Origin of the sequence: Pseudomonas sp. Leaf48 (assembly GCF_001421885.1) — a bacterium.
Lineage (GTDB): Bacteria > Pseudomonadota > Gammaproteobacteria > Pseudomonadales > Pseudomonadaceae > Aquipseudomonas.
In genome coordinates, this window is record NZ_LMLH01000032.1 from 63,531 (window position 1) to 90,173 (window position 26,643).

The following is a 26,643-nucleotide window of genomic DNA, read 5'->3' on the forward strand; positions in this document are numbered from 1 at the left end:
GCGAAGGCGTCGGTTGCTACATCTGATCCCTCACAGCAAATCCAGCAGTTCAGGCTCGGATTTGCCATCCCCACAGCAGATCACGCGGTTACGGCCGGTGGTCTTGGCTTCGTACAGCGCGTGATCGGCGTCGTTGAGCCAGAGGGTGGCGTCAGAATGCTGCGGGTCAAACGCCGCCAGCCCGATGCTCAGGCTGACCTTGAGGGCCGGATCCTGCTCATAGCCCAGTGTCGCAAAGCGATTGCGCAGGGCATCCATGACCGCCGCCGCACGGTCCAGTGGCAGGTCGGGAAGGATCACGCAGAACTCGTCACCACCATAACGTCCGCCGACATCGGCCGCGCGCAGGTTCTGCCTGAGCATTTTGCCGAGCTGGCGCAATACGATATCACCGGCCACATGGCCATAGGTGTCGTTGATGGCTTTGAAATGGTCGATGTCGATCAACGCGATGGCCCCGCCCTTGTGCTGGCGCTTGCAGCGCTGGAATTCGATTTCCAGCTGATCCTTCCAGGCACCGTGATTGAGCAGCCCGGTCAGGCTGTCGGTACGGCTCAGGGCCAGCAATTCGCGCTTCTGACGGCCGAGCGTGTGGGCTTGCCGAAAGCAGATCCAGCCCAGCAACAGCGGATAAAAACACAGCAAGGGTAAACAGGCGTAAAGCTGCAGCGGGCTGGTCGCCGGAATGAAGGCCGGGGCGAAAATCTGCAGGCCGACGCCAATCCCCAGCACCTGGGCTGCAGTGCCCGCCAGCAGAAAACGCAGGCCGCCAATGGCCACGTTGTTCATTGCCATCATGGAAATAGTGGTGGCGCTGGGCAGCGGGTTGAACTGCATCGCGGCAATCCAGAAACCACCCATGAAGGCATCTATCAGCAGATTGCGGTGCTCGGCGTGATAAGGCGCCCGGGCACGACGTGCCCATTGGTACGCCAGATGGGGCCAGAGCAGCGCATTGACCAGCATCACCCCCCAGGCCCAGGGTGGCGGGTCCAGCGGGTACATTGCCGCGCCCACGCACAGCAATCCAAGGAGAAGCCCGAGGGTTCGCGACGTATAGAGCCTCCTGGCCAGGGAAATTCCTTGTACTGCAGCTTTTTCCATGGGGCCTCTGTGCCACTGGACGGAACCGGATCACTGTGCCTCTTTCATGCTGGAGTTTATCAGGGCGAGGTTAAATAGCCATCACCGGCTGGCGGCCGCCACCCCTGGGCACGAACCTATGAGTCGGCTTGCTGGCTCTACAGGATGTGTGTGCTTACTTTTCCATCAGTGCCAAACACGCCGCTTTGTACGCCTCATGCTGATATTTATTCAGCGTCTGCGGCAGCTCAACTGCAAATTTCTTGCACCGCGCCGTGATGGCCTGCGGCGAGAACAACGCCACTTCGCAACTCTCCAGCAACTGGAAAACGCCCTCGATCTTGAACGTGGTTGGCCCACCGGCGAACTCGCATTTTTTGCTGCGCTTCTTGATCGCAATGCGGTCAATGGAATTCTCCCGGACAAAGGATGCAACCTGGGCCGCGAAGAGTTTGACGTTGGCGGCGTCGTCGTCATCCTCCAGGGCGATCTTCTTGGTGGCGAGCGCGAGGTGGCTCAACGCCGAACCGTCGAGGGCGGCCACGGCGATAATCGCTTCATTGCCCTTGATTTCGATGCCGCAGATTTTCATGGTGAATCCATTTCACAGCCTAAAGCTCAAGTTGATTAATGGTAATACCGAACGCTGCTGCAATTTTTCGCGAGTGGCCTTCCGAGGCTTTGAGAAGGTCTCTTGCTGGGCAAATGCCGGCTGAGAGACACCCATCCGTTTGGCCACTTCGTCCGGTGTTAGGTTCAAGTGCTTGCGCCATGGAGCGCTGTCCGAGGGAGGATCAACGGACTGTGAAAGCTTGATTGAAATTATCGTGCGCCTTATCGAGCAGAAATTTCTGTAGGATTTTTAGTATCCCTTACTGCGAAGTTTCCTTTTCCTTCCTGTGACTGTGAGTTCGGAGGTACAAATTATTTACTTTGTGCCGCATCATTCATGGACACCCTTCACAGATAAGGATTGTGGAAATGAATGCTCCCCTCTCCTCGTTGTACACCAATGAAGCCTCCCCAGATTTTCTTCGCAGCCAAAAAGATTACCTTTTCTCGCAGCAACTTGAAGGGACGAACAAAGACGTCTTGAGGATTGTTGGCCAACAACGGGCTTTCGCCGACGCTCATCGCCCACATCTATCTACCGTGTGGCAACCGCGGGCAACCAGCCTTGTAATGGCAGGAGGATTCAGCGTGCAACTTCGCCGTTGGAGTTCACATGGGATAACGGTCAAGAATTACGTGGCGCACAGAAAATTATGCCATTCCCGGAAGATCTCCACTGATCATGCGTGTGTGATAAACAGTTCGAACAATGTTCGCTATCTATTTTTACAACAACGAAAATAATTACGGACCTATATATGAAGCCAGAAATATTAATTTTCATAGATAACGATTATCTATCAACCTCGCTATATTTGTATAGGGAATTACACTTTCAAGCCGCAGCAAAAGAAGACATCAAGTGCATAACAATAATCGCAAAAGATAGCAAAAATATTAGGGAGGCTAGCAATGAAAGTGATGAAGTTTTCTTGGTGGACAGCATTGAAACTAGCGAAGTACTCTGCGCAGTAGAACGTCTAAGCCGGAAGTACAGTGTAAAAGGACTGTTTTGCTACCCGGCACATGTTACACCGCGTGGGGACGCTAACCATGTAGTTGAAGATGTCGCCAAGCAATGCGGGCTTAAATATTACAGCGCCGAGCCGCTAGAAAATTGTAACAATAAATACTTAATGCGTTCGAAGCTTAGCAATATTAAAGGTGTTAGTCCGGTAAATTTCAGGCTCTTCAACGGAAATTTCGAAACCATTAACGATTTCAAATTTCCCGTGGTGATGAAGCCGGTATACGGGGGCGGCTCGGCGTTAGTCTCGATATGTGAAGACCGAAAAAGTCTTGAAAAAGCATATAGTCACTTCATGCAAAGATTTCCCGACGTACCTGGAGCCTATTCTTTCTCGGGCGCTGAAAAATGGCTTAGTTCTCCAGAAGTAGATCCTGTTCTATATACGCCGGGCGTTTCCGTGTTAATTGAAGAATTCATTGACGGGCCTGAAGGCTCTTTAGAATGCTTGATTATCGACGGCAACATTCATCCGATGTTGATTTTTGAAAAGATTATAACAAGCAACACCTCCAATACGGTTTTAGAAAAGGTCATAGTTACACCGCCGCAAAGCTTTTCTAACGACCAGATATCAATGATCGTATCAACCATTAGCAATTCTATAAAGGCACTGAAGGTAAAGAACGGCTTTTTACACGTCGAGTTCAAATTATCCAAAAACGGCCCCCAAGTGATTGAGGTGAACCCCAGGCTGGGCGGGTTCTTCGTGGACGAAGCACTTAAGGATCTGTGCTCATGTGATGCGTATGCCTTAAACGTTAATTACATAACAGGTAAGCCAGTAACCATAGGGCGCGGGTTGGCGGAGGCACTTCCGATCTTGCCGGAGGACGCCGTCTACGCGATGCTTCTATTCTATCCAACTCGCTCAGGCTACATAAAAGCTATAAAGTTTCCAGGAATTGAATCTGCGTGTGAGATTTTATCGCAAGTATTGCCTACTACTAACGGCCACAAAGATGGTTTCTTCGATGTGGAGAACGAAGAAGCTTATATCGCAAAAATGTGGGTGAGGGCAGCTTCTATACACGAGATACTTCACGCCCACAAAGAGTATGAGAGAAACATTAAAGTCGAAATATCTGAGTATCGTGAAGACAAATTACTGGAGCAGAGCTAGATGTGCGGGATAGCTGCGATTTTTGAGACTTCTACGATTTCTGATGAAGCACGCGACTTTGAGGATACTTTATTAAAAATGTTGGGGAGAATCTCCCATAGAGGCGCTGCTGAAAGCTTTGGAGAGCGCGTTATATTTTCTCATGCTGCTATAGGTACCAATCGCTTGCCTATCGTGGAGAGAGAAGACAATAATCAGCCGTTCATAGATAATGTTTCTGGTCACGCAATTATATTTAATGGTGAAATCTACAACTTAAATGAGTTGCGATTAATTTTATTATCACGCGGAGTTAGGTTTTTAGGCTATTCAGATACCGAGCTAGTTCTTAGAGCCTATACTCACTGGGGGGAATCTTGTCTGACCCGACTCAATGGTATATTCGCGTTTATTATCTATTCACCGGGAGACAACACCGTTTTCGCTGCGAGGGATCGGCTAGGCGTAAAGCCTCTATACTTGACTCAAGAAGGCACTGCCCTCTATTTTGCATCGGAACTGAAAGCACTAATTGGGTTGACCAACAAGACACAAGAAATCCTCCCTGGACATTATTGGGTGGGTGGTCGACAGAACGCATATTATTTAATTAGCGAAAGCATAGGGCCGCGAATAGATTATAAGTCTACGGTAAACAAATGCAATGAGCTACTGCACCTCTCGGTAAAACGTCAAGTCAATACGGATCTTCCAGTAGGCGTAGTTTTCTCTGGCGGGCTAGATAGTGCGATAATTCTTTATCTTGCTAACCTATACCATAAGAACGTCACCGCCTACACGGTCGGAGTGGCGGGCTCAGTTGACGTAGTATACGCGCAGAGATTATGCAAAGAACTTGGCATTAAGATAGTTATTTCTGATATTGATCGCGCAGATTTGATGCAGTCTATTAAAACCAGCATATATGTATCTGAACAATTTGAACCCGTAGATATAACTGATGCATTAACTATACATTCTGCTTTCTCCCGAATGAAAAAAGACGGGATACGTATAGCTCTATCTGGAGATGGAAGTGATGAACTATTCGCTGGTTATGACTTTTTTCAAGGGGCCAGTGACCGACGTGCACTTCAGTTACATAAAGTTAAGAACCTATATCGAACTGATCTGCAGCGTGTGGATAGAATGAGCATGTTCAATACAGTGGAATGCCGTGTACCGTTTCTCGACAAAGATCTTTTCGATTTTATAATATCGGCTCCGATGGAGTTCCATGTAAGAGATGACTTTACAAAAGCTCTACTGAGGGACGCTTTTTCCCGCGAATTGCCAGATTATATCACTCGGCGACCAAAAATGAGAATGTCTGAAGGGTCAGGTATAGGCGGACTCATATTTGACGTCCTTCAATCAATGAATGAGAGCCTGGATAGCAAGCCTTTTCCATTAGAAGATAATGCAATTAATAATGCTGCTTTGATATTCCAAGAGTTTGGCTTTGAACTTCCAAACAATCGATATAAGGTACAAGGCCTCGACTATCATAGCGGGGGATGGACGACCTCGACAACTAAATAAATTGATAAAAACCTCTTCAGTTCCGCTACCAGCGAAGGATAATAAAAATGATTATTGCAAAGGACACTTTGAGCAAACAGGATTTGCTGTCTTCCGACCAATGGGGCGACCATAAATTTCAAATGAAGAATGCCATTCGCACCAGGGCACAGTTGGAAGCTTGGGTAACTCTCAGTGATACGGAGTTGAAGGGTATTGAGCAAACAGAAAGCCAGTACAAGTGGATGATTACTCCATATTATGCATCACTGATGGACGAGACCAATGAGAATTGTCCAATTCGGCTGCAAAGCATACCCCACCCAAAAGAAGTTGATGAGAGTAACCAACAGGAGGATGTAGACCCGGTGGGTGATATGGTTTATATGAAAACCAGACGCGTCGTACATAAGTATCCGAACCGAGTCATATTCCTAGTGTCGGATACTTGCCCAGTTTATTGCAGACATTGCACTAGAAAGTTTCACACAACTGACAAGTCAGGCAGCTATTACAACAAAGAGCTTCCCGCCTCGTATGATCAAGACATAGAGTACATCGCAAACAACAAAAACATCAGCGACGTATTACTTACCGGAGGTGACCCGCTAATTCTTTCCGATAAGCTTTTGCATAGCATTATATCTAGACTCAATACAATTCCCCACGTGGATTTTGTACGCATTGGCTCACGGTACCCGGTTTTTCTTCCGCAGCGAATAACAGATGATTTTTGTATGATGTTGTCCGAATTCAAATCGATCTGGTTCAGCACCCATTTCAATCATCCCGTGGAAGTGACTCCTGAGGCCTTAAGCGCGGTAGATAAACTTCTTTCCCACGGTATACCGGTGCAAAACCAGACAGTGCTGTTGCGTGGTGTGAACGACAACGTCGAAACACTTAGAACGTTGAATCGGATGCTGGTGAAAGGCAAGGTAAGGCCGTATTACCTATACCACGCGGACAATGTTCAAGGCGTGTCGCATTTTAGGACGTCGATACAAAAGGGCCTTGAAATTATGGAGCAGTTGCACGGTTATGAAACTGGTTTCAGCGTCCCACAGTATGTTTACACCACTAAGCTTGGGAAGATCCCTTTGAATAACCAGTACTTCTATAAACTAGGCTCGAAGAATTTTGTGCTTGGCTATGATCATAAAACACTTGAAATTCCTTGAGATCAACTGACCGCGAGTGGCTCACTACCTGGTGGCTTTGTAATTAACTAATTTACAACTGTTTTGGTGCCGATATGATATTTACTAGATTGGACTACTCAACGTTATGCCCAGAATCTATTGTCGCTCAATTTAAAGAAGACTTTAGTTTTTCATCTGACGTCACAATATTAGACCTTCCTAAAGTCGATCAACAGCGACCGACGCCGAAGCATTGGAGAGACGACTGCCATTCAAACTACGATGATTTATTTCTTCAGCTTTCAAGGCATGTTGGTGATGTCTTCGGTTATAGCGACCTGCAGAACGGTAAGCTTGTACAAGAAATATTTCCAATCTTCAAAGATAGAAATAAGCAGTTGGGAAGTGGTTCTGTGCATTTAGAACTGCATACTGAGGACCCCGCTTTACCTTATAGGGCAGATGTACTAGGTTTTTTATGCGTAAGAAACGACGATAAAGTCCCAAATTTGCTGTCTTGCCCAGATTTTTCAACTGTTGATGCAACACTTAGGCACAGGTTAAAGGAGACCCGTTATACCATTCTTTCCGACCGTCCCTCTACGATGGAATATAAGCCAACAGCTCTAGAGACGACGGTATTTCAAGAATCACCTACCGAGGGCTACAGTTTCATTTATGATCCTGTCTACGTTGACTACAGCAAAATGTCTCAGCGCGAAGAACTAGACTTTAAGGATTTTATCAAGGTGGTTGAGTCAGCAGCCTTTGACTTATCAATGAGAGAAGCACAGGTTTTGTATATCAACAACTACAAGTGCGCTCATGGCAGGCCACAATTTACGCCAAAGTATGATGGAACGGATCGATGGCTGAAAAGAGTACAGATTTCCAAGGATGTAACTAAGCACCTGAATCGGGAGTACAGTCTTGATATCATCACTGATATATAATCGTGCCGTGAGGCTCTCCCGTAGATATAGAACCGAGATGCGCGAGAGTTCCCGGCTTTCGCTAGCCTTTGTATCTGGCAATATCGCGCATGTGATTATTGCGACTACGGACGTAATAATGGCTGGATGGATTAGTACCGAGGCATTAGCTGCGTCGACTTTGGCACAGGGAGTCTACTACCTTTTGTTTTTATTATTCTCCGGGCTACTCATCTCTACCATTCCGTTTATTTCTGATTCGTTGGGATCTAAGGCAAAAGAAGAACAATATGCATCTGTATCGACCAGCTGCATTCAGCTCATAGCAACTGCATTTTTAATATGCTTAGCAATGCTATATTTTACGAAAGAAATATTAGTTTTTTTTGGCCAAGATCCGCTTTTGTCTCTCGAAGCTCAGAGATACATGAATAGTCTGATGTGGAGCATCGGCCCAGCAATTTTATTTGTGCACCTCAGAAATGTTTTATCAATAATGGGTTCGGCGCGATATACAGTTATAGCAATTATTATAGCCGCGATATTTAACTTCGTTGCCAACCTGATTCTAATATTTGGTTTTTTGTGGATACCCCCCTTGGGTTTGTTTGGTGCTGGTATTGCCACGACGCTAACAAATATTTTGCTTTGTATATTGCTGGCCATATTAGGCTTAATAAATCCGCAGTTCAGGGAGCGGCAGCACTGTATAAAATTGACAGTAGTGAGAGGGTGGTTGATGCTGCCTATTTTAAGAAACGGTATTCCGGTCTCATTAACGCAGGCAAATGACACGCTATTTTTCTTCATCCTCACAATAATAGTGGGTAAGTTTGGAGTCGTTGCGTTGGCTGCTCATGGTATCGCAATGCAAGTTCTTCAAGTCGTATTTACAATACCTAATGGCATTTCTCAAGCTTCTACTACGAGAATAAGCCTCTGCTCTCCTTCGGGTGTGTATTCACTGCGGACGAGCGACGCTGGATGGAGTGCTTTATGGCTCGGCTGGATAGTACTCACTGTAATATCTTCTATCCTGATTATTTTTTCCCATGATATTGTTCAGCTATTTGTTGCTCGCGGTGAAGGTGCAGATGACGAGCTCATCAAGCTTTCTAGCCTGTTTGTCTGCATTTTAGGAATCTTCCATTTCTTTGATGGAAGTCAAATGGTACTGCTCGGTATATTTAGGGGCTTGAAACAGACCGTCCTCCCGATGTTTCTTTCGATTATTTGTTTTTGGCTAGTGGGGCTACCGTTCGCCCTCTTCTTGGCATTTTATACTGACCTAGGAGCAGCGGGCGTGTGGTGTGGCGTAGGGCTTGGACTTATAGCGCTGTTCTCTCTACTTCTATTTAGATGGATCCGATACAAGACTCCGGCGCAGGTTGCGGCATGAGAAATCTATACGGCATTCGAGGTATAAATTACATACTGAAACAAAGTATATTTGTGATAGCTTGCTTAGTATTATTATCTATATTGGCTATTCTGGCGGTACCGAAGGGCTTTTTGTCGATATATTCGGTGTCTTACTGCTGCTTGTTATTTTTTCTTCTCTATTCCATCAGCGCTTGGCCGATTATTCGTTCCCAATTGGATATGCTCAATATCATCGTGCCTTATTCCACCGTGCGACGTTTTAGTAGCTATTGCTGTTGGCTCGTTCAGCTATCCATTTTTACGTTGGTAGCGGGACTCTATAACAGAACTGAATCAATCGGATTGGGACTTCTAGTGTCAAGCCACTTATTACTGCTTTTCCTCATAATCTGGTTATATGCGACGGTTGTGATTTCCTGCAGATCTGCTCTAAAGTGGCGGAAGCCTGTGCTCACATTATGGTGCGAGGCATTAGATAATCTTGGTGATATTGATGATAAAACTAGCGAGTGTATCCTTGATTTAATTGAGTCGGAATTTCATGGAAGAGAATTATCACGCTCTAGCCGTCTATCCAGCGGCTTGCTTCAGCCTGTCATGCCTATACCTTATGCTACGAATATTAATATCAACGGATTTAAGTCGTCGTTCGGACCCAGGAAGCCTCTTTGGTCTAAGGACGATTTCAGCTTCCTCTCAGGCATTGATACGCTTCTTGCCGCGATGACGCAGGAACTAATCCAGCTTTATGAAAATCATAAGAACACCCAGGAAAAATATCCCTTTCATGGCGATCCTTTGTGGAAATCAGTTCCACTTTACAAAGGAGGTCAAAAAGTTGCTGTATACGCTGACCTTGTTCCAAATACGATTCGCTTTGTCGAGGATGTTGTACCAGGCGCTACTATAAGAGAAGTTGTGCTTTCAAGCCTAGAACCGGGCGGTCACATCGAACCGCATCTGGATTATGTTTATCCTATGCTGACGTTACATCTTCCTATCCTTTGTGCTGACGATGGATTATCCGGACTGAGAATAGGGGAAGAGATCGTTAGTTGGAGAACGGGTGAAATAGCAATCATTGACACGACATTTCAGCATGAGTCTTGGAACCATGGTGAATGTACTCGGGTAAATTTGATGTTGGATTTCTGGCCCGGGGACCTGAGCCCGTCGGCGAAAGCTTTTTTCACTGACGTCTACTCGCGGCAGATGCTGCGACACTTAAAATAATTACAGTTGGTTTAAATTATGTCAAACCCGAGCCAGCAGCTATCGAAGGTCTTGAGTGAAGGTCCTAAAATACGTGACTTAATTCAGATGCACGACGGTGAGTTCAATCTTGAAGTCCCGCAGGAAGTTTCTCGCGCGACTATTGATGCCTTAATAAAAGGGCATACTGGCTATTGCAATCTTACTGGCATAGATGTTTTAAAAAGCGCGTTAATCGAGAGATGCTTTCAACAACATAATAAGTTGTACAACCCGGCCGAAATTTTAGTTTCTAATGGCTCAAGTCAGGCTCTGTTCATGCTGATGAAATGCATGTTATCCAACGCGGATGAGATTCTGATTCCGAATCCATGCTGGCCCGCCTATAGATCTTACATAGAACTTAACGGGGGTATTGCCGTCGATTACGAAATGGGAAATAAGGGTCTCGACATAGTTGAAATTCGCAAGTTGGTGACTTTCAAAACCAAGGCGTTAATTATTAACTCACCTCACAACCCCACTGGCTTGACTCTCAAGCGACAAGATATTTTAGAATTGGTGGCGTTATCTGAAGAGTTTGGCTTTCTACTCATTTCCGATGAAGCCTACGAAGGCATCATTTTCGGTAGCAGTGAATATGTTAGCCCTCTGGATTTTATGGGGGACTCTAGCCTGCTGGTGGTTACCCGTACGTTCTCAAAACTGTTCTCTATGTCTGGTTTTAGAATAGGCTATATGTTCGCGGATAGAAAAATCATCGACCGGTGTTCCACGCTTCAGGGCGTCATGACGGACAATGCGTGTACTTTTGCGCAGCACGGTGCCTTGGCAGCTATAACGTTGCCTAAGAGCATTCTTAAAAAACGTGTTGATGAGTTGCAACACCGAGCCTATTACTGCCATCAATTGTTAAGCACTACGTTTGACATTGTACGGCCGCAGGGTGGTTTCTATCTATTTCCTGACGTTTCACGAGTATTGGGTGCTACTTGGAATTCGGATATCCAATTTGTAGACGATCTCCTCAATGTAAAATCCGTTTCGACCACGCCAGGGTCTTCTTACGGTATGAAGGATCATATCCGCATCTCTATTGCTTCCGTTAATGAAGCTGAAATTAAAGAAGCGTGCGGGAGAATTGTTGATTTTGTCCACCATCGCTGATTTTCATACGACAGGTGTTACTAGTGTGGAAACCGTCGTCGCTTGAAGGCTCCATGGTTTCATCAGATATTATAGTTGGTCGCGACATTTATTTTAGGTCAAGACAGCGCCATATCTTATAGCCACCTATATTCCGCCCAAAAATTTTATTGGTCACTTTATGCATACTATTGAAATTAAAGCGGTAAGTGTTGAAAACCTCTCAGAAAGGTTCGAGGTTGAACGTTTCAAGGTTTATACCTTGAATCAAATTGACCAGATTTTTCAGCTTGCTAAATTAGACAGCCGGACTTTTTGGGCGATGAAGGTGGTGGCAAACGTTCTGCCATTTCGAGTCAATGAGTATGTTATCAAAGAATTGATCGACTGGAACAATATCCCCAACGACCCGATATACCAGCTTACCTTCCCCCAGAAAGATATGCTTGATAACGACTCTTTTGATCTAATAGAATCTTTACTTTTAAGGAATTCCGACCGCTCATCCTGTGAGGGCGCGATAAAAGCGGTTAGAGCTAAACTCAATCCCCATCCAGCAGGTCAGTTGGAGCGTAATATTCCTTCACTGTCTGGCGTGACAGTAACGGGTGTCCAGCACAAATATCGTGAGACTGTGCTATTTTTTCCAAGCGCTGGTCAGATTTGCCATAGCTACTGTACTTTTTGTTTCCGTTGGGCCCAATTCACGGGTGACCAATCGCTCAAGATTGCTGCTAAGGAAAACTCCCAGCTGTTGGATTACCTTCGGGCCAACCCTAAAGTGACTGATGTTTTAATTACTGGCGGAGATCCGCTAGTTATGAAGACAAGTAACCTACGCGCTTACCTAGAACCTCTTTTGACGCCTGAATTCGAGCACATCCACACTATCCGAATTGGTACGAAGGCGCTTTCTTTCTGGCCTCAGCGGTTTGTGACTGACAGCGATGCAGGTGACCTTCTTGATCTATTTAGGAAGATCATCAACAGCGGTAAACATTTAGCGTTAATGGCTCATTATAATCATTGGGCGGAACTTCAGCCTGCCATTGCTCGAGAGGCTATTCTTCGTGTTCGACAAACAGGCGCTCAAATACGTAGCCAGGGCCCGTTGCTAGCTCATATCAATGACTCTGCTGACGTCTGGGCGCGACTCTGGCAGACGCAGATTCAACTAGGCATTACTCCTTACTATATGTTTATCGAGCGTGATACCGGGGCCCGCCGGTATTTTGAAGTCCCTCTTGTATGTGCGTGGGAAATTTACAGGGACGCGGTCAAACAAGTTTCAGGTATTGCCAGAACTGCCAGAGGACCTTCGATGAGCGCAGATCCGGGGAAAGTTGAGGTCTGCGGTGTAGCTGAAATTAGAGGAGAAAAGGTGTTTGTTTTACGTTTTATCCAAGCACGAAACCCGGATTGGGTGCAGAGGCCATTTTTCGCACGATTTGATCCCAATGCTACGTGGTTCGATCAACTAAAACCGGCTTTCGGGGAGACTGCGTTCTTTTTCGAGAGGGAAGTTTCTTAACCCGTTTTTGCTGGCGTTGCCGCTGATGATCAAACTGCCGGGCTGGGGCAATGTACTCCCACTCAATACTCTGTGCGCGGTTTTCATGGATCCGCGCTTCATATCCGCAGGACGCGAGATCAACTGGTCGCGGTAGGAATGGCAGCCACCTGCCCCCCCGTACAGATCCATACGTGCGGAATTACCGCATACGGCTCCTGCTTTGGGTTTTGAGTAAGCGTTCAATACATCCCACCGACTTCAATGCGAGCAGCCTGTTCAACTATTCGCGCGTTATTTCACACCATCGATCAGGAGTGGATGATGTGCTTTCTGCAACACAGAATCGCGGATTGACGGGCGTTAGCGTTAATAGTCCCATAGCTGTGTACGGGGTTTTTTGAAAACGGAAAGCGAACTCCTGCGAAGCAGAGCACACTACAATGTGCGCCTATTTCACCGCTATCAGCCAATATCTACCTGCGCTTACGGCTGGAAAAGGCCCGATAGTTGCTGCGCCAGACACACATGAGTGTGCTGGAAGTGAGCATTGCCTGCGGGTTTGAATCGCCGTCCGATTTCGCCCGTAGCTATCGGGCGAAGTTTGAGCGGTGCCCGCGAGAAGATCGGCGTACCGCGAAAGCATAAACACCCGCAAAACCTGTGGGAGCCGGCTTGCTGGCGATGGCGGTGTATCAGTCGGTATCTTGATTGACTGATACACCGCCATCGCCAGCAAGCCGGCTCCCACAGATTTGGGTGGTGCCACCCATTAGCATGCGCCCGCAATCCTGTATAGCTGCCGCAGGCTGCGATCTTTGATCTTCAGTGACGCTCAAAGCGCCAAAAGACAAGATCAAAAAAATCCCAGCCTGCGACAGCGCCTACATCGGTCTATACATGAATGTGGAGTTGGGGAAAAAACAATAAAAAGGAAGACCATGCAGATCTTTCAAGTGTTGATCATCGGCAGCGGATTTGGCGGCCAGTGCGCAGCGATCAATTTACTCAAGGCAGGCATCACCGATATTCGCCTGCTGGAGCGGCGGGACTTCTTCGGTGGCACCTGGTGCCAGAACACCTATCCCGGCGCGGCGGTCGACGTACCCTCGCCCCTGTATTCGCTGTCGTTCGCGCCCTACCGCTGGACACAGATGTTCGCCGGCCAAGCCGAACTGCACCGCTACACCCACCATGTGGCCAAGCAGTTCGGCCTGCAGGACAAGGTCGAACTGGGCGCCGATGTGCTGGGCGTCGAATGGGACGAGCAACAGCGCCACTGGACCGTGCACACCGCCGGCAAAGGCACGTTCTGCGCGCAATTTCTGATCAATGCCAGCGGGCCGCTGAGCCAACCGGTGATACCGCATTTCGACGGCCAGGAGCGATTTCAGGGCAAGACGTTTCATACCAACAACTGGGATCATTCCTACGACTATCGGCAAAAACGCGTGGCCATCGTCGGCAGTGGCGCCAGCGCGGCACAGGTGATCCCGACGATTGCCCCGGACGTCGAGCACTTGCACGTCTTCCAGCGCACGCCGCACTGGGTATTACCCCGTGCTGACCGCACCTTCGGGCGCTTCCAGCGTTGGCTGCTCGGCCTCAAACCCGCCTACAAGCTGCTGCGCTGGATGATCTACTGGCAGTTCGAAACCCGGGTGATCGCCTTCAAATACTCGAAACCGGCCGTGCGCATGGTTCAGCAGCATGCCCTGCGCTTTATCAAGCGCCAGGTGCCGGACGCCCAATTGCGGCGCAAACTGACACCGGACTACAGCATCGGCTGCAAGCGGGTGATTGTTTCAAGCACTTTGTACCCGGCGCTGGGCCGCAGCAATGTGACGCTGCACAGCCGCGAGCAAGGCATCGCCGCCCTCGACGAAACCGGCATCATCACTCGGGACGGCGAGCATATCGATGTCGATCTGATCGTCTGGTCCACTGGCTACGACGCCACCGACGGGGTGATTTCCTACCCGGTAACGGGAAAAAACCGCACCCGCCTCAAGGATGTCTGGGCGCAGTACCCGCGTGCCTACCTCGGCACCGCCCTGCCGGACTTTCCCAACCTGTTTATCGTGAGCGGCCCGAACACCGGGATTGGCCATACATCGGCGCTGTTCATCATCGAATCCCAGATGAACTACATCCTTGATTGCATTCGCACGTTGCAAACCCGGGGTTTGCGCTCCATCGAAGTTCGCCCCGAGGCGGAACGTACCTACACTGAAATGATTCACCGGGAAATGGAGCGCACTGTATGGAAATCCGGTGGATGCCACAGTTGGTATCAAAGCAGGAGCGGTCATGTGATCGCCATGTTTCCGGGGTTCAGTTTCAGCTACCACCGCTTGACCCGAGCCCTGAAACCCGCCGATCACATTTTGTCCTGAGCACTGAAAAGGGAGACGCGTGATGCTTTTACTGGTCGTCGTTATCGCAGTTTTCGCGGCCTGGAGCTGGCTGACTTACCCGGCCATAGGCTACTGGCTTTATGACTTGAACATGGCGGCCGAGGCCAAGCTGTATCGGCTGCATAAAATCGTCGTGCCCATTGCCGAGATGACCGTTTCGACCTGGCAAGGGGGGCCCTATGAAGCTACCAGCAATGTCCTGATGCTCCACGGCTTCAGCGCCGACAAGAACATCTGGCTGCGCTTCGCCCGACACTTTGTCGGCAGCCACCGGGTGATCATCCCGGATATCGCCGGCCACGGCGAAACCGGTTTCAAGGCCGGCGGCGGCTACGACATTGCGCTGCAGGCCAAGCGCATGATCCAGTTGCTTGATGTGTGCGGGGTCGAGAAAGTCCATGTGATCGGCAATTCGATGGGCGGCTACCTGGCTGCCTGGCTGGCGGCGACGTACCCGGAGCGGATCGTTTCGCTCGCCCTGATCGACCCGGCCGGCGTGACCTCCCCGGAGCCGAGTGACCTCGAGCGGCATTTGGCCAAGGGCCACAACCCGTTTCTGATTCACTCACGCGAAGAGTTCCGCAGCTTCTACGCCATGACCATGGCCACGCCGCCATGGGTGCCCAAGGTGGTGCTCGACGCCATCGCCCAGCGCTACGAACAATCGCGCGATGAACTGGAGGAAATCTTCCGCGATTTTCGCGCCAGCCCGTCGATGGAACCCATGCTGCCCGACATTACCGCGCCGGCGCTGCTGCTGTGGGGACGCAAGGACCGGCTGATCGACGTCAGCAGCGTGGCGATCTGGAGCAAGGGTATCGCCGACCTGCGCGTACACATATGGGATGCCGTCGGCCACATGCCCATGGTCGAAGCGCCTTCCGGGACGGCGCATCTTTATCGCGAGTTTTTGGCATCGCTGCGTTCGGAGAGCCCGCAGGATCAACGACTGCACTGAGCATTCAGTCGTTTGCAGAATGAAGTTCGTCAGAAACTTCGTTTGTCGGCTTCGCTGAAGGCTGCGATCTTTTGCGCATACTTTACGTCACCGTGCCAGGAATCCTGTTCATGAACCAGCCAAGCTTCGTCAGCCCTGACCTGATCCGTCAACGCTTCTCCAAAGCGATGTCCGACATGTACCGCGAAGAAGTGCCGTTATACGGCGCGTTGATGGAACTGGTGGAGCAAACCAACCGCGGGGTGCTCGATAGCGCCCCGGACATCGCGCGACAACTGCACAACACCGGTGAAATCGAACGCCTGGACCTGGAACGGCACGGGGCGATTCGCGTCGGTACCGCCGCCGAACTGGCCACCCTCGCCCGCCTGTTCGCGGTGATGGGCATGTTGCCGGTGGGCTATTACGACCTGACCCCGGCCGGGGTGCCGGTGCATTCCACGGCATTTCGCGCCGTGCATGAGGCGTCGTTGCAGGTCAGTCCGTTTCGCGTATTCACCTCGCTGCTGCGCCTGGAACTCATTGAAGACCCGCAGCTGCGGGCGTTCGCCCAGTCTGTACTCGACCAACGCTCGATCTTTACCCCGGCGGCACTCGCCCTCATCGAGCGGGCCGAAAACCAGGGAGGCCTGACCGAACAGGAGGCCGCAGACTTCGTCAAAGAGGCACTGGAAACCTTCCGCTGGCATCACAGCGCCACCGTCACCGGCGAACAGTATCAACAACTCAGTGCCCAGCATCGCTTGGTTGCCGACGTGGTGGCGTTCAAGGGCCCGCACATCAACCACCTCACGCCGCGCACCCTGGACATCGACATCGTCCAGACGCAGATGCCGGCCCACGGCATCACCCCCAAAGCAGTGATCGAAGGCCCACCTCGCCGGCAGTGCCCGATCCTGCTGCGCCAGACCAGTTTCAAAGCCCTGGACGAGCCCATCGCCTTCAACGATCAAGCCGATGCTCGCGGCAGCCACAGCGCCCGCTTCGGAGAAATAGAACAACGCGGCGCCGCCCTCACCCCCAAGGGCCGAGCGCTTTACGACCGCTTGCTCAATGCCGCCCGGGACGAACTCAAGGACTTCCCCAACGAAGCCAACGCCGCGCGCTACAACGCACTGATGGCGCAACATTTCAGTGAATTCCCCGACAGCTACGAAGGCATGCGCCAACAGGATCTGGCGTATTTCCGCTACTTCGTGACCGATAAAGCCCTGGCCGCAAGCAACCTCAAAACCTTGACCCTGGAGGCTTTGCTGGAGAACGGTTATCTGCGGATAGAACCCCTGGTGTACGAAGACTTCCTGCCGGTCAGTGCGGCGGGGATATTTCAGTCGAATCTGGGAGACTCGGCTCAAACCCATTATGGCGTGCACTCCAACCAGCAAGTGTTTGAAGCGGCCCTGGGGCGTTCGACCATTGATGAACTGGGGTTGTATGCCGAAAGTCAGCGGCGATCGATCGAACAATGTTTCGCGTCGCTGAATTGATAGCGTTTGTAACTGCCATGGAGATCGCTGTCCCAAGGCAGTGCAAAAACACGAAATGAAAAAAGGGCGATTTCAAAGTCGTCCCTTTATATGCCTGAACTTTCGATAATGTTTTTGAAGAAAAGGGTTCGCCCAGTGTATTGGCCTCGGCAATCCATGCACTGGTAAAGAGCCGTGACACCGGGCGAACGAAAGTATCTTAGTAGAAGTCTCTAATCATGTCCGTGAAAATAAACATGAAATTTTCGACATACTCCGTAATAAAATGTTGATAGACATATTACATGGAGATAACTACTGCTAACTCACTGGATAGAACATCGAGGTTGATAGTTCCTGTACAAAAAACTGTACAAGAACTATCAACCTATAAGCTAAGTCGCAAGGCTTAGTGCGAGGTGGTCACTTTCAGAATGTCGGTGTAGGTCACCAGGACGGTTTGCCCGACTTTCAAATCTTTCAGTTTCGCCTGAACCTCTGGCTTTTTGACATCAACGGTCTTGGTCTCGCCAGCCGGGTTTTCAAAAGTCACCTGGTTTTTCTTCACGTCAATCGCGGTGATTTTCAGCTGTACTTGCACCTGGCGGTAAGCTTCGCCGCCTGGACTGTCGCTGCCTGGTGCGGCGCGAACTTCTCCGGTTTTTTCAACGGTACCCGGCAGGCCTTTGTCGACATCGGTGTCAAAGTCGGCTACGACGGCGCTGGCGACCTCGATGTCGACTTTGTCGCCGGCTTTCAGTTTGTCGAGGTTTTTCGCCTTGTCGGTCAACTGCACGGGGAACTCATTACCGTCCGGTCCCTTAAGCACCACATGATGCTTGGCGGCATCAACCGAAACGACTGTGGTAGTGACCTTTTCAGCTACCACTACGGAAGACAGCGGAATATTTTCAGCAACCGCAGCGAAGCTGGTGGCAGACAGCAAGGTAGCGAGAGCGATGGCTTTGGTCAGTGCGTGACGTTTCATAAGGTGAACTTTCCCTGTGGTAAATGGCAACAAACCGCGCTGTACCTAGGTTCAACGCGGCGTGTGGGATGAGCATAGACGGTGTTTCGGGAGTTTTCGCTGTTTCTTGCGCGAGGGAGTCGCCACAGGGGTGTTTTCAGCGTTTTCCTTGCTTCAGGTCAGGTTAGTGGATCGCAGCGTACCGTTACCGTGTGGGATTTCACCAAGGCCCGAGGTATCTCCTCAGGCTTGAGGGTCATTCACTTGCTCGGTGACATTGATGGCGGGCGAATCTTTGTGGGACTGCTCGGCCTTGTCCTTAAGGGCCTGCCACTGTTCGAGGTCGATGGCGCCCTGCCCCAGCAAATCATCGGCCAGCCGTTGCAGTTCGCTGAAGTGCGCATCGGGGGATTGTTGCCAGTAGGCCCTGTCGTCGAACAGGCGCTGCCACAAGGCGAGGTCGGGTGGCTTGAGGTCGTCGCTCATGAAATGGGCTCCCGTGGGGTTCAATAGGGTAGAGGTTGTGCGCAATGGGGAGTTCCGGGGAAAATCAGTACCCCGTCATTTCCAGGTACCCCTGCCCTGCATGACTGCCACTGAGCCGCACCGGCCCCTCCCAATACGCAATGCGCAAATCCATCCAGGCATTCGGATTGAGCGCGGTAAGGGTGATATCGACGTGTTTTTCGGGAATGCTAATCGACCAGCGAATGGGCATCTTGCGTCCGGCCACCGTGGCGGTTTCTTGCGGCGTGAGATGGATGTCGCGGGAGCTCAATAGCTGTGTCTGGCCCTGGGCGTCGATCCAGGTGCCGGTGATGTATGGCTCACCGTCCTTTTGCCGCATGCGATAGAGCATCAGCTGTTCGCCGCCGGCCAGGTGCAGGGAAAACCAGTCCCAGCCAGTCTGGTTGGCCGTCAGCGGTTGGCTGCTCCATTCGCGGTCGAGCCAGGCCGGGCCGTTGACCTGGAAGGTTTTGCCATCGATCTCCAGGGTGCCGCTGGCCTGGAAGAACGGCTGGCTGTAATAGTACGAGGCCTGGCCCTGTTCGGATTTCTGGCTGAATCCCTTGACCCCCTGCAGCACCAGAGGGAGCGTCGAGGTCAGCCGCAGTTCGTAGCTGAACCCCTTGTCACGGGCGCTGAGTCGCACATCGGCCAAGGGATTGTCGGCAGACGCCTGACTGCTCAAACTCCAGTCGTCGATCCACGCGTTGAACGGATTCAGGCTGACCCCGGCCTGGCCCACACCACCACGGGCGTAGCGTTGCGCGGCGTGATGCACCGTAGCCGAGGTCACCGCCGCGTGGCCGAGCCATATGGTCTGATTACTCCAGCCGCAGGTTTGTGGAACGGCGCTCAGGGCGCTGCGAAACAGCGTCCATTGCGCACCGAACTCACGGCCCTGATCGTCCTTCAGGTTGGCGGTGACGTACCACCACTCGATGCGAAAACCTTCATGCGCGCCATGGTCCGCCGGAAAGCTGAACACTCGACCGGGCACTACCGGATTGAATGTGGCGGCCTGGTCGCCCAGCCCGGCGAAGCCTTTTTCCGGCGGCTGCACTTGATCGCAACCGCTAGCCAGCATTGCCAACAGCAGCAGGCCAATTCTAATCCTCATGGGCAAAGGTCCTCAGCAAGTCCGCCGGTTGCGTGCGGTACAAGCTGTACAGCGGCCACGCCGAAGCCAGCAGCGTCGCCATTATCGCCAGCCCCATCAACTGCAACAATTGCACCGGGTACACCCGCAACGGCAGGCGCCAGCCAAAAGCCTGCACGTTGATCACCGTATCCAGGCACCAGGCCAGGACGATGCCCAACGGCAATGCCAGGACCAGGGTCAGCAGCGCCAGCAACCAGGTTTGCCCCAGATTGAGCAGCATCAGTTGCCGACGCGTCACGCCCAGCGCCCAAAGTGGCGCCAGTTGCCCGAGACGGCTCTGGCTTTGGGTCAGCAGACTGATGAACAATGCTACCCCGGCCACGCACAGGGTCAGACTGTTGAGTGCAGCGGTAGCGGCGAAGGTGCGCTCGAAAACCTGGCTGGACCAGTCCTTGAGCCGCGCCTGATCGACAATGCGGCTGTCGTCCAGGTTGAAGCGCGCCTGCAGCGCGGTGACGAACACCGGGATCGCCGCCGGCTCGATACGCAGGTTGAAACGCTTGGGAGCAAGCTGCGGCCAGTGGCGCAGCAGGTGGTTGGCATTGACCAGGATGTGCCCCCCGGGATTGCCGTAATCGGCGTAGATGCCGACGATCCGTGGTGACCAGGATCCGTTTGGCGTCGGCAGCGTCAAGTGGTCGCCCAGATGCAGGCGCAGCCGCCGCGCCAGCTGTTCACTGAGCATCAGCGTATCGTCGCCGGCCAGATGATCCCAAGGCCGCTCGTCGAGGGTCTCCAACAGCGGCCAGTGCTGGCGATAGGTCGGGTGGTCGATCACGCCGAACACCTCTGCGGGCCAACCCTGCAACTGGATCGACACCTGCCAGTTGGGCAGCACCGCGGTCAGATGCGGCTGCTGTATGAGCCAGCTGTGCAGCTCCCGGGCCTGTGCCGGGTCCTGAGGGTTGAGGTACAGCTCGGCGGTCAGCCGCTGTTCGAGCCAGTCGCTGAAGGTCTGGCGAAAACCGCCGGTCATGCTGCCGGCGCCGATGTTCGCCGCCAATGCCAGCAGCAGCGCCATCAAGGCCAGGCTCAGGCTTGGCAATTGCTGACGACAATCGGCGAGAAACCATTGCCCGAGCACCGAGCGACTGCGCTGCAACCCAAGGTTGAGCACGCTACTGAGCAGCACCGGCAATGCCAGCGCGGCCCCGATCAACAGTGCAGCCATCAACACGAAGCCGCTGACCAGGCTGTCGCCAAAAAACAGCGCCAGCACCGCGATCACTCCGGCCAGGCACGCCGCCCAGGCCTGGCGTCGCAACCACCGCGCATGAGCCTGATGCCACGCTTGCGGGGCGGCCAGGGCCAACAAGGGCAAACGCGCGGCGCGCAGCAGACTGCCCGCCCCGGCCAGCAAGGCACCCAACAGGCTCAGACCGATGCCGCTTAACCACCACAGAGGGCTCAGGTTCAACTGCCCCGCCACTTCGGCGCCGTACAACCCACGCAAACTGGCAGCGACGTCCGGCAACAGCATACCGGCCAGCAGGTAGCCGCTGACGACCCCGGCCACACCGCCGATCAGGGCCAGCGCGCCGAGCTCGACAGCGAGGCAGGTGATCAACATCCGCGCGCTGACGCCGCAGGCGCGCAAGGTCCGCAGCAGGCCCCGGCGTTGCTCCAGCGCCAGGCCGATCGCGGCATGCACGATGAACAGCCCGACCACGAACGACAGCACCCCCAGGGCATCGAGGTTGAGGTGGAAGCTTTCGGTCAGGCGCGCCAGATTGTTTTCTTCGCCGCCGGACCTGAACTGCAGTTGGCCTTTGAACGGTTCGGGCAGTGGCGCGTTGAAGTCCTTTGGCAGCAGCAGGCGCGACAGCTGGCCCGGCAACTCCAGCACCTGTTGGGCGAAACCAATGTCCATCAGCAGCAGGCCGGGGGCCATTTCAGCTTGGACCTGCAGGGGGGGCAATGCCTGGCCATTGGCAGCGACCGGGCGCTCGCCCTCATGCATGGCCAACGCCTGCAGGGTCTGCGGCGCAATCCAGGTGCGTCCCGGCGCACTGAAGAAACCAACGACTTGCTCGATGGCCAGAGCCTGTCCTGCCACCGCCGCCCCGCTCGGCAGCGACACCGGCTCGATGCCCATCAGCTGCAAACGCTGCTCCTCATGGCCCTTGAGCGTGACCCGGCCTTGCAGCAGTGGTGACACCGGCCACCCTGCGCGGCGCAGATCGACGAACAGTTGCTGGGAAAAGGTCCCGCCCCCCGGCGCGCTGAGGCTGGCCTGGGGTTCACCGCCGATCAACTGGCTGGCCCGGGCATAGCTGTCGCGCGCCTGGCTGTTGAGCGCCTGCACACCCGCCAGCAGACTGGTCGCCAGCCACAAACCGGTCAGCACGCTGAAAAACTGCACCGGATGCCGCCGCCAATGACTGAGCAGCGCCTGCAGGGTAACGCCGAAGATGCGCATATCAGTGTTCAGCCACAGCGGCCAGGCGACCACCGTGCAGCACCACCTTTTCCGCCAGGCGCGCCGCTACAGCGGGACTGTGGGTGACCATCAGCAGGGTCGTGGGACTGTCGTCGAGCAGCTCCAGCAGCAACGTCAACACCTCGGCACTGGTGGCTTCATCAAGGCTGCCGGTGGGTTCGTCGGCCAGCAACAGTTCAGGTTGCGAGGCCAGGGCGCGGCCCAGCGCTACCCGTTGCTGTTGACCGCCTGAGAGTTGTTCCGGGTAACGCTGCAGCAAGTCGCCCAGACCCAGGCGGTGTACCAGATGCGCTTGCCAGCGTGGGTTGTGGCGCCCCGCCAGACGCGCCTGAATTGCCAGATTGTCTTCGACGCGCAAGCTGCCGATCAGGTTGAATTGCTGGAACACCAGGCCGATCTGGCTGCGCCGCCAGTTCGCCAGTTGCCCTTCATTCATCTGTTCCAGCCGGTATTCGCCACTGCGAATGCTGCCGGAGTCGACCTGGTCGAGCCCGGCGATCAGGTGCAGCAAGGTGCTTTTGCCGCTGCCCGACTCACCCATCAGCGCCAGACTGTTGCCGGGCCTGAGCGTCAGGTCGACGCCTTGCAGCACCGGCAACGGCCCCTGGGCTGTGGCGTAGCTTTTGAAAACACCGCGGACTTCTAGCATGGGATGACCCGTTCAATAAGCCTGGGCCAAGGATAGCGGCCCTGAATGGTTTTTGTCCGGTGACGCTTTTGCCAGCCCCTGACGACGGCGGCCCTGGCGATGAACGATGCGGTGCTGACCGTTGGGCACCCTATCCCCTGTGGGAGCTGGCTTGCCAGCGATGGCGGTCTGTCAGTCAGCAGTGATGTCGAATGTGCCGGCCTCATCGCGAGCAAGCCCGCTCCCACAGTAAATCTGCAGCAGACACAAAATCTGCGTACGACCACAAACACTGTGGGACCTGGCTTGCCTGCGATGGCGGCCTGTCAGTCACCAGTGATGTCGAATGTGCCGGCCTCATCGCGAGCAAGCCCGCTCCCACAGTAAATCTGCAGCGGACACAAAATCTGCGTACAACTACAAACCCTGTGGGAGCTGGCTTGCCTGCGATGGCGGCCTGTCAGTCAGCAGTGATGTCGAATGTGCCGGCCTCATCGCGAGCAAGCCCGCTCCCACAGTAAATCTGCAGCGGACACAAAATCTGCGTACGACCACAAACACTGTGGGAGCTGGCCTGCCAGCGATGGCGGCCTGTCAGTCACCAGTGTTGTCGAATGTGCCGGCCTCATCGCGAGCAAGCCCGCTCCCACAGTAAATCTGGAGCGGACACAAAATCTGCGTAGGACCACAAACCCCAGTGGGAGCTGGCCTGCCAGCGATGGCGGCCTGTCAGTCACCAGTGATGTCGAATGTGCCGGCCTCATCGCGGGCAAGCCCGCTCCCACAGTAAATCTGGAGCGGACACAAAATCTGCGTACGACCACAAACCCTGTGGGAGCTGGCTTGCCTGCGATGCATTGCCGATGGGAGCGCTCACCAACGGCTCGGCGCAACCTTTATCGATGAAGACAGCATTGGTCTGGACGCTGAAGAAGAACTTGATCAAGCGCTGATCGCCGAGTTGAGCCAGCGCACACCCGGTTTTAATGGCTGGCAGCAGGAGCGATGGTTTACCCATTGCAATGACGCAGCCGAGTTCATCGGCAAGGCAGGCCATGCCGAACTGCTTGCACTAGGGGCAGAAGCAATGACTGCCGTACAGGACGCGACGGGGCTGGAGGATGGGCCTCAATGGCTCAGATTCTTCAGTGCACTGGACAAGGACCACGGCCCTACCGCCTACCTCTTCAGATGCCGCCATTGCTCAGCATTGGGTGCCTATCAAGACAACCATTGAACGAAAAACCAAGCGCATTGAGTCCGATCCCACCGCTATAGCAAGGACTACATTCATTTGCCGCAGTGATCCTACGGAATAAAGTCTGTCGGATTGTGCTCAGCAATTTCAGGGACTAGTCAGCGGGCTAATCAGAAATAAAGTCTGTCGGGGACATGCCAAGCTATTGGTTAAAAATAGTTTTCCAATGCTCCGACACTTAGGTTGTGCACATCAACCCTGTGCAAGTTGCTCAGCCGAGCAGCCGAGAATTGGGCCTGGGAGGACGCGAAACAAAACACGTCCCCGGCTCTGGTTTCGCTGATGAGCCTACCTTCAGGCTGCCACGCTGAGAGTCCGGGGCCGTAATACAGCCAACAGAACAACACACGATGACCACTACACAGATTCCCGGCGCGCCGAAAATCAGAAAGCCCCAAAATAGTGGTTACGCAGCCATGTTCGGTTAATATTTTCTGAGTGTTCGGCGCGTATTTTAAGAAAATCTTGGCTCGGTTAAAAAAATCTAGCCAACGACAGGGGAAAAAATGGGAAATCTAGTGGGTTACGCCCATTTGATCAATGCGATGGGGCTGAAGGCTTGGGTGAAGCCATGTCCATCTCAGTCCCGCCATCTCCACTAGCTATTAGGCGGCCCAACCTTTCAAGCTCCTCAGCTTTGAAAAGGCCCAAAGCGTGCGGTCGTTCACCCACGTGGCCATCACTGGAATACCTCAAGTCTATGCATTTCTGCTCGCAGCCGGAGATTTCGCTTCGTTGCTCGCAGACTTCGCGGCCAATCGGGAAAGCACCAAGGGAAGCCTGGCTGCCGTCCCGATAGACCATCCGATCTTTCTGGGCGTCGAAGCGTAGCTGCTGTTCAAGTCCCGCCGACCGCTGGCCCCTGCCCATGTTTTGGAATGACCAGGAGGCGCAACGCGGCTGACGAGTTCATACCGTCGTTTGCACGACCGCTGCCTCCCGGCCCTTGAACGCCAGGGAAAAACAGAAAAAGATCGCCAGCGCAAAGCCCGCAGGGAACAGCCAGATGCTCTTCCAGTCATGACTGCCGGTTGTGGCGGCATAGTAGTCGGTGACCTGCCCCGCAACCCAGAAACCGATCAGCATGCCCAGGCCGTAGGTCGCCAGGGTAATCAAACCCTGGGCCGAACTTCTGAAACGTTCCGAGGCCTTGGCGTCGGTGTAGATCTGCCCGGACACGAAGAAGAAGTCGTAGCAGATGCCGTGCAAGGCGATACCGGTGAACAGCATGAATGCCTGGTCGCCGTTATTACCGTACGCGAACAACAGGTAGCGCAAAGCCCACGCCAGCATCCCCACCAACAGCGCAATCTTGATCCCGAAGCGGTGAATGAACAGCGGCAGGAGCAGCATGAACAGCACTTCGGAAACCTGCCCGATGGCCATTTTCGCCGTGGGGTTGGTGACGCCGATTTCCGCCAGGAACGGGTTGGCATTCTGGTAATAAAACGCCAGCGGAATGCAGATCAGGATGGAGGCGATGAAGAACACCAGGTAACTGCGATCCTTGAGCAGCCCCAGGGCGTCCAGCCCGAGCATCTGCTTGAGGCCGCCACTGCCGGCTTCGCCTTTGAGCGGCGCGGTGCGCGGCAAGGTGAAGCTGTAGAGCCCCAGCATCAGCGATGCAATTGCCGACATCAGGAAGGTGTTGCGCAATCCGCCTGAGGAAATCACGGCTGGCGAGTCCCAGGCAAAGACGAAACTGATCACCACGCCAGCCACGATCCAGCCGATGGTGCCCCATACGCGGATGCGGGAAAACTCCAGCGCCGGGTCGCTCATCTGGCGAAACGCGACAGAATTGACCAGGGCCAGGGTCGGCATGTAGACCATCATGTAGGCCAGCACAAACGGATAGAACGTGCTGAAGTCCGGCGCTCGATACAGTTGATACAGCAACACCGCGCCGACCAGATGCAACACCGCCAGAATGCGCTCGGCATTGAAGAAACGGTCGGCGATCAGACCGATCACAAACGGCGCGATGATCGCGCCCCATGACTGGGTCGAGAACGCCATGCCGATCTGCCCGCCACTGGCGCCCAGGTTACTGGCAAGGAATGTACCGAGGGTAACGAACCAGCCACCCCAGATGAAGAACTGCAGGAACATCATTGCGCTAAGCCGCGCGGTCATCGTGGTCATAACTGTCACCGTCTTATTGTTTTTTTTG

General features: G+C 53.1%; 21 protein-coding genes and 2 pseudogenes. 13 read left to right on the top strand and 10 right to left on the bottom strand.

The genetic code is table 11. The features are described from left to right. Window positions 1-30: 30 nt before the first annotated feature. From ASE98_RS23335 to ASE98_RS26740, 4 genes and pseudogenes are all read right to left on the bottom strand, one after another. On the bottom strand, window positions 31-1,104 hold the full coding sequence (locus ASE98_RS23335) for a diguanylate cyclase (protein ID WP_060543675.1): 1,074 nt from the start codon (window positions 1,102-1,104) through the stop codon (window positions 31-33). A 154-nt stretch (window positions 1,105-1,258) separates the two neighbouring features. Continuing rightward, window positions 1,259-1,675, bottom strand: coding sequence for a DUF3010 family protein (locus tag ASE98_RS23340; RefSeq protein ID WP_060543676.1), 417 nt, complete (start codon window positions 1,673-1,675; stop codon window positions 1,259-1,261). 19 nt (window positions 1,676-1,694) lie between these two features. After that, window positions 1,695-1,855: pseudogene (locus ASE98_RS26245) on the bottom strand (helix-turn-helix domain-containing protein); the annotation flags it as partial. 188 nt (window positions 1,856-2,043) lie between these two features. Further along, on the bottom strand, window positions 2,044-2,217 hold the full coding sequence (locus ASE98_RS26740) for a hypothetical protein (RefSeq protein ID WP_156465544.1): 174 nt from the start codon (window positions 2,215-2,217) through the stop codon (window positions 2,044-2,046). Window positions 2,218-2,453: 236 nt separating this feature from the next. On the opposite strand from ASE98_RS26740, the gene ASE98_RS23345 reads away from it, so the two are divergent. The 12 genes and pseudogenes from ASE98_RS23345 to hglS all read left to right on the top strand — a co-directional run bounded on the left by ASE98_RS23345 (window position 2,454) and on the right by hglS (window position 17,532). Continuing rightward, window positions 2,454-3,845 carry an ATP-grasp domain-containing protein gene (locus tag ASE98_RS23345; RefSeq protein ID WP_060543677.1) on the top strand — a complete coding sequence of 464 codons (1,392 nt, stop codon included), beginning with the start codon at window positions 2,454-2,456 and terminating at the stop codon, window positions 3,843-3,845. Continuing rightward, on the top strand, window positions 3,846-5,366 hold the full coding sequence (locus ASE98_RS23350) for an asparagine synthetase B family protein (protein ID WP_060543678.1): 1,521 nt from the start codon (window positions 3,846-3,848) through the stop codon (window positions 5,364-5,366). Window positions 5,367-5,413: 47 nt separating this feature from the next. Beyond that, window positions 5,414-6,526, top strand: a complete 1,113-nt coding sequence (gene blsG, locus ASE98_RS23355; RefSeq protein WP_060543679.1) for an arginine 2,3-aminomutase — start codon at window positions 5,414-5,416, stop codon at window positions 6,524-6,526. A gap of 74 nt (window positions 6,527-6,600) precedes the next feature. Continuing rightward, window positions 6,601-7,440: a hypothetical protein gene (locus ASE98_RS23360; RefSeq protein WP_060543680.1), complete on the top strand. Its 840-nt coding sequence runs from the start codon at window positions 6,601-6,603 to the stop codon at window positions 7,438-7,440. Window positions 7,441-7,477: 37 nt separating this feature from the next. Beyond that, entirely contained in the window at window positions 7,478-8,818 is a 1,341-nt protein-coding gene (locus tag ASE98_RS23365) for an MATE family efflux transporter (RefSeq protein WP_060543681.1), read from the top strand. A gap of 431 nt (window positions 8,819-9,249) precedes the next feature. Next, window positions 9,250-10,035, top strand: a complete 786-nt coding sequence (locus ASE98_RS26860) for an aspartyl/asparaginyl beta-hydroxylase domain-containing protein (RefSeq protein WP_162237413.1) — start codon at window positions 9,250-9,252, stop codon at window positions 10,033-10,035. A gap of 51 nt (window positions 10,036-10,086) precedes the next feature. Next, a complete protein-coding gene (locus tag ASE98_RS23370) occupies window positions 10,087-11,181 on the top strand; it encodes a pyridoxal phosphate-dependent aminotransferase (protein ID WP_162237414.1) in 1,095 nt (364 codons plus the stop codon). A 160-nt stretch (window positions 11,182-11,341) separates the two neighbouring features. Beyond that, window positions 11,342-12,691 carry a KamA family radical SAM protein gene (locus ASE98_RS23375; RefSeq protein WP_060543683.1) on the top strand — a complete coding sequence of 450 codons (1,350 nt, stop codon included), beginning with the start codon at window positions 11,342-11,344 and terminating at the stop codon, window positions 12,689-12,691. Between the two features lie 447 nt (window positions 12,692-13,138). Beyond that, window positions 13,139-13,318: pseudogene (locus ASE98_RS26745) on the top strand (helix-turn-helix domain-containing protein); the annotation flags it as partial. Window positions 13,319-13,611: 293 nt separating this feature from the next. Beyond that, the gene (locus ASE98_RS23380) at window positions 13,612-15,066 is read left to right on the top strand and encodes a flavin-containing monooxygenase (RefSeq protein WP_060543684.1); all 1,455 of its coding nucleotides are present in this window, start codon (window positions 13,612-13,614) and stop codon (window positions 15,064-15,066) included. A 22-nt stretch (window positions 15,067-15,088) separates the two neighbouring features. Further along, window positions 15,089-16,045, top strand: a complete 957-nt coding sequence (locus tag ASE98_RS23385) for an alpha/beta fold hydrolase (RefSeq protein ID WP_060543685.1) — start codon at window positions 15,089-15,091, stop codon at window positions 16,043-16,045. Window positions 16,046-16,155: 110 nt separating this feature from the next. Then, the gene (hglS, locus tag ASE98_RS23390) at window positions 16,156-17,532 is read left to right on the top strand and encodes a 2-oxoadipate dioxygenase/decarboxylase HglS (RefSeq protein ID WP_060543686.1); all 1,377 of its coding nucleotides are present in this window, start codon (window positions 16,156-16,158) and stop codon (window positions 17,530-17,532) included. A gap of 388 nt (window positions 17,533-17,920) precedes the next feature. Here the strand turns inward: hglS and ASE98_RS23395 are convergent, their stop codons facing one another. From ASE98_RS23395 to ASE98_RS23415, 5 genes are all read right to left on the bottom strand, one after another. Further along, a complete protein-coding gene (locus tag ASE98_RS23395; RefSeq protein WP_060543687.1) occupies window positions 17,921-18,499 on the bottom strand; it encodes a hypothetical protein in 579 nt (192 codons plus the stop codon). Between the two features lie 222 nt (window positions 18,500-18,721). After that, entirely contained in the window at window positions 18,722-18,964 is a 243-nt protein-coding gene (locus ASE98_RS23400) for a hypothetical protein (RefSeq protein WP_060543688.1), read from the bottom strand. A gap of 64 nt (window positions 18,965-19,028) precedes the next feature. Further along, window positions 19,029-20,102: a lipocalin-like domain-containing protein gene (locus ASE98_RS23405; protein ID WP_060543689.1), complete on the bottom strand. Its 1,074-nt coding sequence runs from the start codon at window positions 20,100-20,102 to the stop codon at window positions 19,029-19,031. After that, a complete protein-coding gene (locus ASE98_RS23410; RefSeq protein WP_060543867.1) occupies window positions 20,092-22,563 on the bottom strand; it encodes an ABC transporter permease in 2,472 nt (823 codons plus the stop codon). The genes ASE98_RS23405 and ASE98_RS23410 overlap by 11 nt, the downstream gene beginning before the upstream one ends. A gap of 1 nt (window position 22,564) precedes the next feature. Next, on the bottom strand, window positions 22,565-23,233 hold the full coding sequence (locus tag ASE98_RS23415; RefSeq protein ID WP_060543690.1) for an ABC transporter ATP-binding protein: 669 nt from the start codon (window positions 23,231-23,233) through the stop codon (window positions 22,565-22,567). A gap of 835 nt (window positions 23,234-24,068) precedes the next feature. On the opposite strand from ASE98_RS23415, the gene ASE98_RS26260 reads away from it, so the two are divergent. Next, the gene (locus ASE98_RS26260; protein ID WP_330219613.1) at window positions 24,069-24,449 is read left to right on the top strand and encodes a CbrC family protein; all 381 of its coding nucleotides are present in this window, start codon (window positions 24,069-24,071) and stop codon (window positions 24,447-24,449) included. 930 nt (window positions 24,450-25,379) lie between these two features. Here ASE98_RS26260 and ASE98_RS23430 read toward each other — a convergent pair. After that, entirely contained in the window at window positions 25,380-26,615 is a 1,236-nt protein-coding gene (locus ASE98_RS23430) for a nucleoside permease (RefSeq protein ID WP_060543693.1), read from the bottom strand. Window positions 26,616-26,643: the final 28 nt, after the last annotated feature.